Source organism: Nostoc sp. DSM 114161 (assembly GCF_052692665.1).
Genome location: NZ_CP195141.1, coordinates 6,557,025 through 6,572,796 on the forward strand (window position 1 = coordinate 6,557,025; position 15,772 = coordinate 6,572,796).

Sequence of the window (15,772 nt, forward strand, 5' to 3'; positions counted from 1 at the left end):
AGTGCAGCAAGCTATAAAAAATACAACTATGGAAGCTGACTGGTTAAATTAACAGCCTCCCACAGATAGTATAGCGATTAAGTAGGGTTGGCTTTATGGAGGGGGTAGGGCAGAAAGCGAGACAAGGGAGAGGGGGAAGACAAGGAGAGAAGTCTGAGCGGAGGTTTCCGACCATCGGAACTTCGGGCAGAAAGATTGCTTTGTCTCTCTTGTCCCCCTTGTCCCCCTTGTCTACCTTGTCTACCTTGTCTACCTCATCTCCCTCATCAGAACATCACAACTTCACAAACTACTGACGCTGGGAAGGATTTCTACATCTGCTGATGCTTCGCCCACCCGCAGGATTTTAGCGCCTAATTGCTGCAACTTCATATCAAGTCGATCGTAGCCGCGATCAAGGTGCTGCAATCCCTGAATTGTGGTTTGTCCTTCTGCGGCTAGTCCTGCTAAGACTAGGGCTGCTGATGCTCGTAAGTCTGTGCCTAATACCGGTGCGCCAGACAGCTTGGGTACTCCCCGAACGAAAGCAGCATTGCCTTTGACGCGAATATCTGCCCCCAAACGATTTAACTCTGAGGCATGACGCAAGCGATTTTCAAATACAGATTCGTTAATTACGCTGTCGCCTTCAGCCAATGCTAGCAAAGCCATGAACGGCGCTTGCATGTCTGTGGGAAAACCTGGATGGTATTGGGTTTCAATATCTGTTGCCTTCAGGCTTTCTGCCGGGAATATACGTAAGTGTTCCGGAGCTTCCTCGATGATTGTCACTCCAATATCCCGCAGTTTCGCAATCACTGGTATGAGATGTTCTGGAGCCACCGGCGAGAGACTGAGTTCTGAGCGGGTAATTGCTGCTGCGACTAAAAACGTCCCTGCCTCAATGCGATCGGGGATAATACTGTAGTCAACAGAATGCAACTTGGGGACTCCTTCGATGATAATTCTGCTAGTCCCTGCCCCACTAATTTTTGCTCCCATAGCATTACAGAAGTTAGCTAAATCAACTACTTCTGGTTCTCTAGCAGCGTTTTCGATAATTGTTTCGCCGTCTGCTAAGGTAGCAGCCATCATCAAGTTTTCTGTGGCTCCGACGCTGGCGATATCTAAGTAAATCTTCGCTCCTTTTAACCTGCGGCTGCTGCCAGGAACGTAGGCATTACAAATGCCATGTTCAATCTGCACTTCAGCTCCCATTGCTTGCAGTCCCCGCACATGCAAGTCAACTGGTCTGGCACCGATAGCACAACCGCCTGGTAACGGCATCTGCGCTACTCCTAGTCTTGCCAGAATCGCACCAATGGCGAAAAAACTCGCCCTCAATTGGGTAACTAACTCGTAGGGAGCTTTTGATGTTTTAATTTCGCTGGCGTTAATGTCTAAGATGTCACCTTGCCGTGTCAGGCGTACACCCAAAGCCGATAACACCTGACCCATCCGCTCTACATCCGCTAATAGGGGAACATTACGGATGCGGCAATCACCTGGACACAGCAAGGCTCCAGCCATGATTACCAATGCTGCATTTTTCGCCCCGCTAATTTTCACATGACCTCGTAAGGGATGCCCACCCGAAATTTGCAAGACTGAGGAGTCTGCTTTCGGAACAAATTTGGCATCTGGTAAGTTGCTAGAAGGATTAATAATCCTACCTCCAAAAGTAATACGTATTTTATATGTTTGAAGTTGGTTTTGATTCTACAGTAAAGATTCAATTTGTCCACGTTTTAGAGCAAGATATTTGATTCAAAAATTGTGTTTTTACTCAAAAATCAAGCCTGAAAGCCACTATTGGCAAGCTTTTCGAGATTTTGTTAAATCTCATAAAAAGTCACAACTTAGTAGTACTTACAAGTAGCACTTAATACTCAATAATCTAACTTACGTGTTCCCTAAAATCCCACACTCCAATCAATAAGTTAAGTCTTGTCAAGTTGAGGTAGACTGAGGCTTTTATTAATAACTCAGTTAATTGGTATCTTCGTTACTCAAAAGTTTTGTTGTGTGAGGTTGCAAATATCAAACAATGTATTAAATTTACTTAATAACTGGCATTATTTTCAGGCGATCGCGCACTTGGAGTCAAGCTCATCAAATCGTCAATGTTGCGTTTCATTGTCTTGCAAATTGCATCTAGGGGTAAGTCATTGGCGTCATAACCAAAGGGATTTTCTATTTCCAAACCAATGGCTTCAATGCCAAAGACTGTAAACCCGACTAAAGCAGTAATTAAACCCGTCCACCAACCAAGGCTATTCACAATTTGGAATGGCAGCAGTAAGCAATATAGTACTAGTAATTGCTTGAGATGAATCGCATAAGCCAGTGGCATTGGCGTTTTTAAAATCCGTTCGCAAGCACCTAAATTATCCACAAGATTATTCAATAATTCTTGCATTGCTGTCAGTTGGTAGCTATTGATAGAATTACGATAATATTGCTGCTGTAAATAATCCCCTATCCAAAAAGCCACTTCTATGGGAGGATTATTCATAATCTTCAGCTTGACATATTTGCTAGATGGCATGAATTCTTCTAATTCGTCATTGACGGGTTCTCCGCGCAAGTGTCTTTTGGTTGCTACAGCAAAAGCTACTAATAAATTTAATGCCGCAATTTTATTATCTTTATCATCTGGAGAGATTTCGTCAACCGATACCCAAATCTGCCGCGCTAGATTTCGGACATTATTTACTATAGAACCCCAACATTTTCTCCCTTCCCAAAATCGTTCATAAGCAGTATTTGTCCGAAAGACAAGTAACAAGCCCAAAACAATACTAGGGATAACGCTACCTAAAATAGGTTGAGATACAGGCTTATCCAAATGATGAAGGATAGAAACAAAACATCCAAAAATTCCAGACCATAAAACGTTTTTGTAAATGGCTTTTACTACTGAACCTTTAAGTTGTAATGTCGTTTCTACCCATTTCAGGCTTACGGCACTCATGTAGTCACCCTAAGAGAACATCTTAATAATTACTTAAAAATAATAGCTCTACAATCAGTATTACTGCCAAGGAGGATACTGTAAAAAGTAGCGCTAAAAACCCATGAAATATGCTTAGATCGACGACTATATAGCAATCCTATTTGATTTATAAGCTCATGGAGTAGGGAGTAGAGACACGGCTCATCGCATTTGTACATAAGTCGATTTGCTCCTAACTCATTTAGCACTGCTATATCCTACTTTCTGTATGAAAAATTTCACAGCGATACCTCAGACTGGCTACGCCTACACAGCTAATTGTAAAGAAATGTAAAAGTTTTAAGCTAGCAGCATAAACCTCGCAAACTGCCTTGATAACTCTGTAGAAGAAAAGGTACATACCTATCGATGATGACTATAGGGCATTAATCGTTATCATGTACCCTAGTAAATCAGCAAGTTCTAACCTGTACAAATCCTGCCCTGTAAATTCAGTGTCTAGACATAACATTTAGTTATGTCTTTTTTCGTTATTAGTCTCAAAACGTTGAATTTCGATTAAATAACCACTGGGATCGCGTAAAAAACAATGATAAATATTATACTTTTTATTCATTGTAGGCGGCTTTTCAAACTTGATACCACGTTGTTGGAGATATTCAAACCATTCGTCTACCTGCTGTGTTACCAAGGTAAAAATAACACGTGGTTGGTTGTCAGGTGAAAGAATTGATGTTTCACTTGCTTGGCATAATCCCAAGTATCCAGAGCCAGTAACACTGTAAATTCGACAGCTACCTTGGTCAAGCCACAACTCGAAGCCTAACTTTTGTTCGTAGAATTCTGTAGATGCATTCAGGTCGTGGGTATAGAAGAAGGTAATCTGTCGATCTATTTGCGGTTGATGAGGCATAAAATACATTTGAGTATATACCCTAACGACATCTGGCGATCGCATAGGTAAAAATTTATTTATGTTAGAAACCTGTTACTGCTCCAGAACGCTTTAGGCGTATCTGGAGTTTCTTTTTGATAAAGCTATCAAAATTTTCTAAATCATCCGGACATGCCAAAACAAGCTTGAAAGGGGATGCATACCGAATTATTTATATATAACGCGGAGCATCACTCGTTGATGTACTCCTGTGCCAAACAACTCTCGCAAAATAGCTCCAGCAGAACTGGGGCTGTTTTGCCTTGAAGGTATGTAAACCAGAAAGACAATAGTCACTTAGCAGACATAATTTACCACATTTGGGTGTATACCCTGATGACGTATGATTCACTTATGGAAAAAATTGATATAGGTAAATGCGTATCTTTCCTGACTCCAGATTTGTCATAAAACATTTCTGGAGTTTTTTCATTGAATTATGAATGCACACCTATAGCAGTGCGGTAAAATAATAAATTAGGGATTATTATAATAATTATTCAAGAAGTATGGAAATATCAAATTCTACTTCTAACAGAGAAAACCAACAGCTACAAGCTTCTGAAGCAGTTTTACAAGCTAAGAATATTAACCGTCGTGAGTTTATGAAATTGTCATTAGAAGAGCGACGACGTATATTGGCTGCCCAGGCAGAGCTAATGTTATTACATTACGAACAAGATAGAGAATGGCAGGAATTAGAAGCAGGAGACTTGATTGATTATTAAATTTCCTGCTCCTAAAAGAGGTGATATTTGGCTTGCTAATTTCGATCCGACGGTGGGAGCAGAAATTAAAAAAGTTCGTCCTGCTGTGGTAGTCAGTTCTGATGGTGTTGGGAAGCTTCCTATTAAGTTAATCGCACCAATAACAGATTGGAAAGAATATTATACTGGGAATATTTGGCACATTAAAATTGAACCAAACATTGCAAATAGTTTAACAAAAACTTCTGCGGTGGATATTTTGCAACTATGTTGTATGGATATACAAAGATTTATCCGTAAAATTGGAGAATGTTCGAGTGAAATTATGGAAGAAGTTGCTGCTGCTATTGCTGCCGTAGTTGAGTATTATTAGTAATTTCTATAATTCATTTATTAACATTCATATTAATATTATAGGTGCGTTAAAGTAGTGTAACGCACCTTGAATTAGGTCACTATTTTTCGTTTTCTTTAGCCAAATGATAGACTCCCATAGCAGTCGCTATTCCTAATACAGCAGGAGCAGCAACGCCAACAGCAATAGCAGCACCTCCTCCTACGATAGCAGCAGCAGCGCCTCCAGCGATCCCTCCAGCCATTGCTCCCAGTTTTCCTGCATCTCTACCATTTTTCCTCGCTTCACGTTCATGTTTAGGTAAATGTGTATCATCTTCCAAAATTTTTCCAACTACAAAATCAGTTGCTACACCGCTTACTAAACCTCCTACACCTGCAATACCAACAGCTGCACGACCAGCGACAGCAGCATGAGGAGCTTGTTTAATTCCTACATTTATTAAAACTTTTGATACCGGGTCTACAGAATTCTTTGCAACTTCCACTGCTGCTTTAAGAGCCGTTTCAGTTGCAACCTTTGTACTGAAAGCAACAGCACCCCCAGCCACTGCACCTCCGCTAGCTGCCCCAACCCTATTCACTTGCTCACTTTCACGTTTACCTGTCTTGCAATAATATGCAAAATGTTCACAGTTGTTAAAAATATAAATTGAATTTCAAGAGATGAAGTAAATAATAAGTTAACTTATAGTGGATGTTTAGCAACAACTTTTTTGTTAGATTGTGATTCAATCTTTAGAGCTATATTTGCGTCTGAATTTCTAAAATTTTTATCAATGCAGTGAGCCTAATCCTGTAAAGGCGAGCTAAATATACTAAAATATCCAATGCGTTAAATACTTAAGCGATCGCACTTTACCCTTAAGGCTAATTTTAATGCGATCGCACTTAATAGAAATATTTATTTCACTGTGTATGTTACAAAAATATCCTTTTTCATCTCAACTTCCGCTGGGGCATCTGGGTCATAAGTTGGGGTTAATAAAAAACTAGCAAAAGACGGTAAAGTAACTCCAGATTTGGAATTACATGAAGGATAGAATAAGGTATAAAATGGCTCGGCTACAGAAGCAGCACCAAGTTTAACAGCCATAGCAGTTGCTAAAGCCTGAGCGCGACTTTGAGCGTCTTTCATTGCTGATTGATAGACTGAACTCTGCAAAGCTTGACAATCATTAACTGCGTATTCCACACCAACGTTCTTGATAGTTAAGTTTTCCAGTTTGCTTGTTGCTTTATTCGCTGTGCCGACAATTTCCTGAATGCGATCGCGGGTTGGTTTTTCTACCCTCACTAATATCTTGCCATTATTTTCAGTAGAGTTAGGATTAACTTGCACTTGAATTTTATCGGCACTAATTCCATTAGCAACTAAACTATCAACTATAGGCTGGAGAGTTGCTTTAGTTAAGGGTTTTTGGCTTTCTAAAGTAGGTGTAGATGGAATTTGTCCTATTGGTGTTTTGTTATTTAAAAGGAGAACTGGTAAAGTTTCTCGACGAACTTGAGATAGCGTTGATGGTTGCGTTTGTAACTCATCATTGCTATCTTTGCTACTGATTACCAATTCAATATCCGCTGTATCAGCTGGTACTCTTACTACCCCTTGACCCATTACCATTAATGAATGGCGATCGCTCGCTGGTGGATAAAATAATTGGGCATTAGCGACTTTAGGTCTTAACGCTTCCATCCCAACAGTCATAGTTATACTGAGCAGCATCACAGCAGTTATTTTTTTCATGTTCTAGCAATGTCCTTTAAACATAGTATTTGTCAAAGTTTACACTTCAAGAACAATATACTTAAGCTTTGCTCTAAATAATTTACTAAGATTGTGGACTGGGGACTGGGGGAGATACAAAGACAAGGGAGACAAGGAGAATAATTCATAAGCACTGCCCAATGCCCAATGCCCAATGCCCTATATCTGTTAGCTAGACATTTGGCCTGTTTTTTGATTTCTGAATTCTGAATTCTAGAGTATTAACCAAACCAATGAGAGGGTTCACAACCGGGTTGAACTATTTCACAAAGGTGATTGCCAATCCAATCTGACTTTTCTTGAACGATTGAGCAAATACCTTGGTGAATTAAATTTTGTAAATGTAGTTGCTGCTCTAAGCGTTTACGAGGCAACTGATAATTTAGCAAGCTTTCTTGTTCAGCTTCGGCTAGTGGAATATTTCCGTCAGATATGACGCTATAAAAAGAGGGAATGCGGTTGAGGACGAAAGCAATTAGCTCTTGGCGCAAGTCAGGAATCGCAAAGGCTTGTTGATATGGATGATATGGATATGTATCCAAAACGCTTTCAATCTCACCTATTACTGATTGCTGAGTCAAATTCACTACAGTTTTCATAATTTTTTAAACTCCTTTTTTAATTCAGTCAAAGATTAGTTAAGTAAACAACTTTTCTAGATGGTGAGGTTGTCATGACAATCAGTTATAAATGATTCAACTGATAGATGCAATAGACTCTGAAGTTAGCTTTTTATTTGGGTAAAATATCAAACATTTTACCGTGCAGATTTGAGTTAAAGCTTATACCGATTTGCGGTATTTTGCGTAAAGACAGCACTGGCTAAATTGATAAACTGCCAACATTTTATATTTATAATACTTATTATTTCAAATTTATGCCTATTTGGCAGAAATCTACATAAAACGCAGCATAAAGTTTAGGGGATCAAGGTTATTAGCAATAAAGCAACTGGCTTTGGTTAGAAATTTTTAGTAAAATTTAAGCTTCTTGGTAATTAAGATAACTTTGGGGTTTGTTAGACAATTTACTGTTTCATAGACAGAACTTATTTGTTGCACATTAGTTTTAGTAACTCGGAAAATACTCAACTGCTAGACTGTCAAATCAGTCTAGCGGCAGATGAAATGATTGAGTAAAAACGTTTAAAAAGTTCACATTATCTAAAAGGATGTCTTCAAAGTCAAAATATATACTGGAAACCAATACTGCTCGGTTAAGGATTTTTAACTCGGAATTGAATTTGGGGAAAAGGTTAAAGGTTTTTTCTTTCCCTTTTCCCCCGCCCCTTATCCCCAAAACCCGGCAAGTATTGTATGGAACTCTCTATTGTGAGAAGAGAGGCTTTGAAGCGCCCATTAGCTTGTGGGTAAGAGGCAGGTAAAAAATATTGATAATAGTTTTTAAGTATTTAGCTTACTACTGAGATGGAAAGGTGAAGATTAGAGAGTAGTGTGATTCAATTACTGAAAAAGCGCTGTCACTACTGGGTGCAGGCTAAACCTGCTATTGAGGCACTAATTAGTTGAATATCAGTCATTAAGTATCCCAAGTTTTGATGGTCGTTACTACTTCAAAGAAGCAAGCTACACGTAGCGTCTTTCCGGGAGAAGAGTAGCCTCGCAAGAGACTTCTCTGGCGATCGTTAGTTATCATCAAATGACAAACGACAAAATTACTACTAATGACTGCTGAAAGCTAATAGTAGAATAAGGTACAGAAAAGCTGCACGGAAGGGAGGAAGCGAAATTGGATGAGATGAGGGCGGCGCTAGAGTTAGCGACTGAAGAAGAACTACAAGACTTAACAGCAATTTTATTTAGCCGTAAGTTCAATCCCCTAGACTACGTTCACACACCCGAACCCATCGAAGTGCAAAGCCAAGACCGCAAAGCTTGGCTAGACGCATTAGAAGGTCGCTTCCGCTTTTTGGCGGCAGATGGGATTACGGTATTGCGGGGACGTACAGACCAAGTAACTTACCGACAAGCGCTCGTTCAAGTATGTAAGTATCTAAAAATTCCTTATTCTAATCAGTTGACAACAGTTGATTTAGAAGCAGAAGTATTTTTGCATCTGCTAGGACAAGTTTGGAAAAAATTGCCGGAACAGGAAAAGCAAAAATTGACAATACGGATACAGCGTCAACTTGTCAAGTCAGAATTAAAACAACCTTTACCACTTTTATTGCAACGCGATCCCTTGGGGCTACTTTTTAAAGGTGGTAGTGCATTGGTTGTTACTTCCATACTCCAACCAGTTGTACTCAAGCAAATTGCCCGTCAATTTGCTATACACCTTGCTACCTACGAAGTAGCCAAACAAGCGGCGATTAAAGGTACGGAAGCAGCCACAACCCAGTTTCAAGGCTATGTAACTATGCAAATGGCTAGACGGGGTATGACCGTGAGTGCAGCTCGTTATGGAGCAGTTCGCACGATGTTTGCCGCCATCGGGCCAATGATGTGGGCTTGGTTTTTTGCGGATTTAGGTTGGAGAGCGATCGCTACTAATTATGGTCGCATCATCCCCACTATTTTCGCCCTAGCTCAAATTCGTCTCACTCGTGCTGAATGTTGGGAGCCAGCTTGAGTAAAGCTTTTTACCATTTAAACTCCCGTTGGGACTACTCTTTATTCGCAGTCTTAATCTTCCCGTTGAGTCCTTTAATCGGGGCTGTGACTGTAGTTTTGGTATCATTCATAACTTGGATGAAACAATACCGCCAAATTAGTCGCCGCCCCCTCAACTGGGGATTCGCCCTTTTGAGTGTGTTGCTAATAGTCAGTTGTGGGTTTGCCCAGAACAAAATAGAAGCTTTTCTCGGCTTATTTAATTTCTTACCATTCTTTTTAGTTTTCGCCGCCTTCAGCACCCTGATTCAAACAACTGCCCAATTGCGGCAAATGGCTTGGGCTTTGGTAATCGGTTCGATGCCGGTGGCGATTCTCGGTTTGGGACAATTATTTTTAGGCTGGAACTTTAAGTTCCAGTTTGTATGGGTTGTATTGAGTTGGACAATTAGGCAAGGAGGAAATCCACCAGGCCGCATAGCTTCATTATTCTTGCACGCCAACACCTTCGCGGCTTATTTAGTAATAGTTTTCATCCTGAGTCTAGGTTTATGGTTGGAACAATGGCAAGTGAAGATTGGGCATAGGGCATGGGGCATAGGAAGAGGACAAGGGGACAAGGAGACAAGGGGACAAGGGGAAAGGGTTATTGTAAATTGTCTCCCCATCTCCCCATCTCCTAATCTCCCCATCTCCTCATCCCCTACACTCCCCTTCATCTTCCTTACCATCGCGGTGCTTACGAATTTCATCACTTTGATTTTCACCAACTCGCGTAATGGATGGGCGATCGCTATTTTTGCCTGTTTCGCTTATGCAGTCTATCAGGGTTGGCGGATTATTGTCGGTGGCGTCGTTGGTGTCGTCACTAGCGTTCTTTTGGCGGCTTTTGCTCCCTCACCAATCGCTCAGTTTTTTCGCCAGTACGTTCCTGCTTTCTTTTGGGCAAGGTTAAACGATGATATGTATCCAGGCAGACCAGTGGCTTTGATGCGAAAAACTCAGTGGGAGTTCGCCTGGTCTTTAGCTTGGCAACATCCTTGGACGGGCTGGGGCTTACGTAGTTTTACTGCACTCTACAAAGCACATACGCAAATTAAGTTGGGTCATCCCCACAATTTGTTTTTAATGTTATCTGCTGAAACTGGTTTTCTCACTACTTTATTATTTTGTGGTTTACTCGGTTGGATTTTGATTACAGGAGTCCAATTACTGCGAAATTCCAAACACACATATACAGAAGATAGATTACTAATTTTTAGTTATCTTGTCGCCTGTGTAGGGTGGGTTCTATTAAATAACGTAGACGTAACCCTATTCGATTTTCGTTTGAATACTCTTTCATGGTTAATTTTGGCAGCTATTTGTGGAATAATACATCGCTATAACCAACAAGAAAAGCTTGCATCTCATTAGACTTATTGGAGAAGTTGGGAAAAGGGTAAGGGGGAAAGGGAAAGGGAACGGTTAACTGTCAACCGTCAACAGTCAAGAACTAACACGAAAAGATACGTACCGTTAAATCCACAATAGCTTATTTTTTAAAATGGAAGTCTCTTGATTGTTTTTCAGTGTATGCACTGGGGACATTTAAAGCTTTAAGTTAATAACATAACTATATTCACGTCTGTGACTGTGAGTGTGACTAAAACCTAATTAGTCACTGTTGCTGATTGTTGGGAAGGTGTAGGGACAACCCTTTGGGGTTTTCCTGCATGACGGGCATCTCTTGTAGATGCCCTTTTGTATGTTTATTTTCCAGCAATTAAGTTGAAATTTTTGCATTAAATTATTTCCCAATTGTTGGCATGATTTTTGATAATTTTTTTTTAAAGATTAAGTAAAAAATTACACTTTTGCATAGCTGCTTACATACATGAGATGCCATAATTTGGAAAAAATCTCTGGGATGTAAGTAATAAATATGACTTTCAATCGCCGTCAATTTTTGGAATTTACTGGTTCGACTGTTGCGGGGTTTGGATTAAGTCAATTCTTTACACAAGCCGATCGCTTTGGTAAAGTTCTCGCAAAAACTACACCACGTAAACTTGCATTCCTGGTTGGGATTAATAAATATCCTGGAGAAAATGCACTACGGGGATGTGTTAACGATATTGAATTGATGCGGCATTTACTCATATATCGCTTTGGGTTTCAACCAAAAGATATTTTGACTTTGACAGATGAAAAAGCAACTCGTACCGGTATTCTCCAAGGATTTGAAGAACATTTGATTAAACAAGCCAAGCCTGATGATGTGGTAGTGTTTCATTATTCTGGTCATGGTTCGCAAGTTTACGATCCAAATCCCATAACTGAGGAAATAGGATTAAACGGTACTTTCGTCCCTGTGGATTCGGGTTTACCTGCTGGCTATCCGCAAACAAGGGGTACAGTTGAAGACATTATGGGACACACATTATTTTTGTTGATGTCAGCTTGTCAAAGCGAGAATTTTACAGCGGTTTTGGATAGTTGTTTTTCGGGTGGCGCGACGCGGAATTACAAAGTGCGATCGCGCCCTGGTGGTAACTCAGTCCAAATTTCCGCCAACGAAAAAAATTATCAAAGAAAATGGCTATCTAAACTCAACCTTTCGCGCCAAGAATTTATCCGGCGCTATCGGGCGGGAGTTGCCAAAGGCGTGGTACTCGCAGCCACAAATGCCGAACAAACCGCCGCCGATGCGAGATTTAATGGCTTCCATGCAGGAGCCTTTACTTACCCATTAACACGTTATCTCTGGCAAAATAGCAGCACGCCAGAAAAAGCGATCGCACAAGTACTGGAGTATTTATCTCAAGAAGATTACGAACAAACACCCACCCTTGAAGTTAAGCCTCAAAGCAGGAATGAAAAACAACCTATATTTTTCCTCAATGCAACAAATACTACAGCCGATGCTGTGATTACCGAAATTACTGGTAGTAAAGCAAAAATTTGGCTTGGTGGGATTGATATAGGAAATATAGAAGAAGGTTCCGAATTTAGAGCAATGGGAGTCAATAAAGCTAATTCTCCACAGGTGCAATTGATATCGCGCAATGGATTAGTAGGAATTGCCACAGTTAAAGGCATTGTAAAACCAGGGATGTTATTGCAGGCTATCGCATAAGCAAAAAAAATTCAGAATTCAGAATTGGTAAATACTCCAACCATAAAAGTATGGAGTTTTAACAATCAAGAACAAGATCCCCGACTTCTTAAAGAAGTCGGGGATCTATAGCTTTAAGTATTTCTTAATTCCCAGTCCCCAGTCCCTAATCCCCATTCAATTTTACAGAAAATGCATCAAAAAAAATATTTTATTCTATTTGCAAGTATTGTCTTACTTTCGCAAACAGTAGTTAGCATAATTGGACAAACAGAGGCGAGTTTTGCTCAATCTTCAACCAAGCGATCGCAACAGACAAATGCCACTGCCGACAAATTATATGAAGAAGGAATAGAACTATATAATCAAGGCACGCCACAATCATTACGACAAGCAATCTTAAAATTACAAGAAGCATTGCAACTCTGGCGTGATATTGATGATAAAAAATCACAAGCTAATACCCTTCATGATATTGGCAGAGCATACTTTGGTTTGGGAAATCAGCAACAAGCGCTAGAGTTTTACAATCAATCTCTATCTTTTTATCGTGCTTTAGGCGATGGGATAAAGGAAGCTGTTATCCTCAATGACATTGGCGGTACTTACATAAATTTAGGACAAACACAAAAAGCGCTGGAATTTTATAATCAATCGCTATCTATTAACCGTAGTCTTGGTCAAAAAGATGAGGAAGCTATACTTTTGAGCAATATTGCTGACGTTTACCATCATCATTTACAAGATATGCAAAAAAGCCTTGAATATCTTCAGCAGTCTCTATCAATTTATCGTACTATTGCTCAAAAGGAAGGTGAAGCCCGCACACTATTATTTATTGGTACAGTATATGATGATTTTAAACAAAACGAAAAAGCTTTAGAAGTTTATGGCCAATCCTTATCTATGTACCGTGCTTTAGGAGATAAGGCATCGCAAGCAACTGCCCTGAGATACATTGGCGGTATTTATCACGAATTGCAAGAAAAGCAAAAATCTTTAGAATATTACAACCAAGCTTTGTCGTTATGGCGCGAAATAGGTGGCACAAAAAAAGTAGTCAATATTCTGAACCTAATTGCTATTATTTATGATGAATTGGGACAACAGCAAAAAGCTCTAGATATCTACAAGGAAAGTTTATCTCTATCGCGTAGTATAGCTGATGCCGGAGCAGAAGCAAATACTCTTAATAATATAGGTAGCATCTACGATAAATTAAAAGATCCCGTAACAGCAATTGGACTATACGAACAAGCTTTACCCTTACGACGCGCTGTAGGCGATAAGTACGGAGAAGCAGTTACTCTCAACAATATGGGTAAAGCTCACTGGGTTTTGCAGAACACAGAACGATCGCTTTACTTGTACAATCAAGCTTTAGATTTGATGCGTCAACTAGGGAATAAAAAAGGAGAATCTGCTGTCCTTAGTAATATTGCTACTCTTTATTCTTCTGTAGGCGAGAAAGAAACTTCTCTAGAATTACTCAACGAATCTTTATCACAGAGACGTGAAGTAGGCGATAAAGAAGGTGAAGCTGTTTCACTTTTCAACATTGCTTCAGTGGAACAAAAAAAAGGAAATCTAGAAGCATCTGTAGATAGTATCAAAAGTGCGATCGCCATTATTGAAGAATTACGTTCTAAAGTTATTAATGAGGAATTGCGAGCCAGTTATTTTGGCTCAAAGCAAAATTATTATGAATTCTACATTGAGTTACTAATGGAGTTGCACCAAAAGCAACCCAACAAAGGATATAACGCCCAAGCCCTCCACGCTAGCGAACGCGGCCGCGCCCGCAGTCTCATCGAACTGCTTGCTGAAGCCGGTGCAAATATTCGCCAAGGAGTAGACGCAAAATTATCTCAACGTCAGCAAAGCCTGGAAAAAGAACTTAACGCTACCGAATTTCGCAAGTATCAACTACTCCAAGGACAATACACTAAAAAAGAATTAGCCCAAATCAAACAACAAATATCAACACTCCTCAATCAACTCGAAGAAATTAAAACACAAATTCGCCTCAAAAGCCCGCGTTATGCAGCATTAACTCAACCGCAACCCCTGACACTCAAAGAAATTCAAAATGAAGTACTCGACGAAAATACAATACTTTTAGAGTATTCGCTAGGCAAAAAGCACAGTTATCTTTGGGCAGTTACTAAGACAGATATTAGCAGTTATGAATTAGGCGATCGCGAAACTATCGAAGAAACTGCCCAAGCATATTACAAGCAAGTCACATCAAGCCAAGAAGTCAATCCTAAAATTGGTAAGCGATTAAGTCAAATGTTACTCAGCCCTGTCGCCAGCAAACTTAAAGGAAAACGTTTGTTAATTGTTGGTGACGGTGCATTGCAATCAATTCCCTTCGCCGCCTTACCTACCCCTGAAACCTCTGTTTCTTCCTTACCAAAGAACGCAAAAGAAAACTTTACTCCCCTGTTGGTACAAAACGAAATCGTTTTGCTTCCCTCCGCTTCAACCATCGCTATCCAAAGACGCGAACTCAAAAACCGACCGCTAGCACCTAAAACCGTTGCAATTCTGGCAGATCCAGTTTTTAACCGCGATGATACACGCTTACAGGCTACAAATAATCATACTGCCGCAGCCGCAACAACCAGCGAAGTAGTACGTTCGGCGCGGGATATAGGCGTTGTTCTTGACCGCCTTGAGTACAGCCGCCAAGAAGCTGATGCAATTACCAAACTTGTAAGCAATACTTCTCAACGCCTATCATTTCTTGATTTTGAGGCTTCTCGCACCACCGCCACCAATCCCAATCTTGCACAATACCGGATGGTACACTTTGCCGCCCACGGACTGATTAACACTGTTAACCCAGAGTTGTCAGGAATCGTTTTATCTTTAATCAACCAAAAAGGTGAAGATACCGACGGCTTTCTCCGCCTCCACGATATTTTTAACCTCAATCTACCTGTTGAACTCGTAACTCTTAGCGCCTGCGAAACCGGACTCGGAAAGGACGTGAAAGGGGAAGGTTTAGTGGGCTTGACAAGAGGTTTTATGTATGCTGGAGCAAAAAGAGTTGCTGCCAGTTTGTGGAGTGTCAACGATACAGCAACCGCCAGCTTAATGACCAAATTCTATCAACAGATGTTGCAAAAAGGCTTAACACCAGTGGCCGCGTTGCGTGCCGCACAGTTAGAAATGTGGCAAACTCAGCAATGGAATGCACCGTATTATTGGGCGGCGTTTGTGGTGCAAGGCGAGTGGCGGTGAAGTTTTTGGGGAGTGGGGAGATGGGGAGATGGGGAAGTGTGGGGAGTGTGGGAAGTGTGGGGAGTGTGGGAAGTGTGGGAAGTGTGGGAAGTGTGGGGAGAAAGAGAATTTATGCCCCCCTCTCCTCCCACACCTCCCAATGCCCAATGCCCCAT

Annotated in this window: 13 protein-coding genes; 6 read left to right on the forward strand and 7 right to left on the reverse strand. The window is 40.6% G+C overall.

All coding sequences use genetic code 11. The features are described 5' to 3' along the window. Positions 1 to 282 precede the first annotated feature (282 nt). From murA to NSTC745_RS27635, 3 genes are all read right to left on the reverse strand, one after another. Positions 283 to 1,644 carry a UDP-N-acetylglucosamine 1-carboxyvinyltransferase gene (gene murA, locus NSTC745_RS27625; RefSeq protein WP_445638704.1) on the reverse strand — a complete coding sequence of 454 codons (1,362 nt, stop codon included), beginning with the start codon at positions 1,642 to 1,644 and terminating at the stop codon, positions 283 to 285. Between the two features lie 397 nt (positions 1,645 to 2,041). Further along, a complete protein-coding gene (locus NSTC745_RS27630; RefSeq protein WP_445633838.1) occupies positions 2,042 to 2,953 on the reverse strand; it encodes a bestrophin family protein in 912 nt (303 codons plus the stop codon). A gap of 493 nt (positions 2,954 to 3,446) precedes the next feature. Then, positions 3,447 to 3,848, reverse strand: a complete 402-nt coding sequence (locus NSTC745_RS27635; RefSeq protein WP_445633839.1) for a VOC family protein — start codon at positions 3,846 to 3,848, stop codon at positions 3,447 to 3,449. A gap of 530 nt (positions 3,849 to 4,378) precedes the next feature. Between NSTC745_RS27635 and NSTC745_RS27640 the strand changes: the two genes are divergently transcribed. After that, positions 4,379 to 4,597 (forward strand): hypothetical protein, encoded by a 219-nt coding sequence (locus NSTC745_RS27640; protein ID WP_445633840.1) that lies wholly within the window; start codon positions 4,379 to 4,381, stop codon positions 4,595 to 4,597. Then, positions 4,587 to 4,949: a type II toxin-antitoxin system PemK/MazF family toxin gene (locus tag NSTC745_RS27645; protein WP_445633841.1), complete on the forward strand. Its 363-nt coding sequence runs from the start codon at positions 4,587 to 4,589 to the stop codon at positions 4,947 to 4,949. Before NSTC745_RS27640 ends, NSTC745_RS27645 begins: the two co-directional genes overlap by 11 nt. Positions 4,950 to 5,031: 82 nt before the next feature. Here NSTC745_RS27645 and NSTC745_RS27650 read toward each other — a convergent pair whose 3' ends face one another. From NSTC745_RS27650 to NSTC745_RS27660, 3 genes are all read right to left on the reverse strand, one after another. After that, positions 5,032 to 5,514, reverse strand: coding sequence for a hypothetical protein (locus NSTC745_RS27650; protein ID WP_445633842.1), 483 nt, complete (start codon positions 5,512 to 5,514; stop codon positions 5,032 to 5,034). Between the two features lie 320 nt (positions 5,515 to 5,834). Continuing rightward, the gene (locus NSTC745_RS27655) at positions 5,835 to 6,677 is read right to left on the reverse strand and encodes an SIMPL domain-containing protein (RefSeq protein WP_445633843.1); all 843 of its coding nucleotides are present in this window, start codon (positions 6,675 to 6,677) and stop codon (positions 5,835 to 5,837) included. Positions 6,678 to 6,919: 242 nt separating this feature from the next. Beyond that, positions 6,920 to 7,297 (reverse strand): hypothetical protein, encoded by a 378-nt coding sequence (locus NSTC745_RS27660; RefSeq protein ID WP_445633844.1) that lies wholly within the window; start codon positions 7,295 to 7,297, stop codon positions 6,920 to 6,922. 1,150 nt (positions 7,298 to 8,447) lie between these two features. Between NSTC745_RS27660 and NSTC745_RS27665 the strand changes: the two genes are divergently transcribed. The 4 genes from NSTC745_RS27665 (at position 8,448) to NSTC745_RS27680 (ending at position 15,617) form a co-directional block, all read left to right on the forward strand. After that, positions 8,448 to 9,290, forward strand: a complete 843-nt coding sequence (locus tag NSTC745_RS27665; RefSeq protein ID WP_096534382.1) for a hypothetical protein — start codon at positions 8,448 to 8,450, stop codon at positions 9,288 to 9,290. Beyond that, positions 9,272 to 10,687, forward strand: coding sequence for an O-antigen ligase family protein (locus NSTC745_RS27670; RefSeq protein WP_445633845.1), 1,416 nt, complete (start codon positions 9,272 to 9,274; stop codon positions 10,685 to 10,687). Before NSTC745_RS27665 ends, NSTC745_RS27670 begins: the two co-directional genes overlap by 19 nt. Before the next feature lie 508 nt (positions 10,688 to 11,195). Beyond that, positions 11,196 to 12,389, forward strand: a complete 1,194-nt coding sequence (locus tag NSTC745_RS27675) for a caspase family protein (RefSeq protein ID WP_445633846.1) — start codon at positions 11,196 to 11,198, stop codon at positions 12,387 to 12,389. Positions 12,390 to 12,560: 171 nt separating this feature from the next. Then, the gene (locus NSTC745_RS27680) at positions 12,561 to 15,617 is read left to right on the forward strand and encodes a CHAT domain-containing tetratricopeptide repeat protein (RefSeq protein WP_445633847.1); all 3,057 of its coding nucleotides are present in this window, start codon (positions 12,561 to 12,563) and stop codon (positions 15,615 to 15,617) included. Here NSTC745_RS27680 and NSTC745_RS27685 read toward each other — a convergent pair. Then, entirely contained in the window at positions 15,578 to 15,772 is a 195-nt protein-coding gene (locus NSTC745_RS27685; protein WP_445633848.1) for a hypothetical protein, read from the reverse strand. The genes NSTC745_RS27680 and NSTC745_RS27685 overlap by 40 nt on opposite strands.

What these genes read in the sequence shown, in the direction of transcription:
- NSTC745_RS27655 (WP_445633843.1), bottom strand. Translation starts at nt 6,677, where the DNA reads ATGAAAAAAATAACTGCTGTGATGCTGCTCAGTATAACTATGACTGTT.
- NSTC745_RS27680 (WP_445633847.1), top strand. Translation starts at nt 12,561, where the DNA reads ATGCATCAAAAAAAATATTTTATTCTATTTGCAAGTATTGTCTTACTT.
- NSTC745_RS27660 (WP_445633844.1), bottom strand. Translation starts at nt 7,297, where the DNA reads ATGAAAACTGTAGTGAATTTGACTCAGCAATCAGTAATAGGTGAGATT.
- NSTC745_RS27635 (WP_445633839.1), bottom strand. Translation starts at nt 3,848, where the DNA reads ATGCCTCATCAACCGCAAATAGATCGACAGATTACCTTCTTCTATACC.
- NSTC745_RS27670 (WP_445633845.1), top strand. Translation starts at nt 9,272, where the DNA reads ATGTTGGGAGCCAGCTTGAGTAAAGCTTTTTACCATTTAAACTCCCGT.
- NSTC745_RS27640 (WP_445633840.1), top strand. Translation starts at nt 4,379, where the DNA reads ATGGAAATATCAAATTCTACTTCTAACAGAGAAAACCAACAGCTACAA.
- NSTC745_RS27685 (WP_445633848.1), bottom strand. Translation starts at nt 15,772, where the DNA reads ATGGGGCATTGGGCATTGGGAGGTGTGGGAGGAGAGGGGGGCATAAAT.
- NSTC745_RS27675 (WP_445633846.1), top strand. Translation starts at nt 11,196, where the DNA reads ATGACTTTCAATCGCCGTCAATTTTTGGAATTTACTGGTTCGACTGTT.
- NSTC745_RS27630 (WP_445633838.1), bottom strand. Translation starts at nt 2,953, where the DNA reads ATGAGTGCCGTAAGCCTGAAATGGGTAGAAACGACATTACAACTTAAA.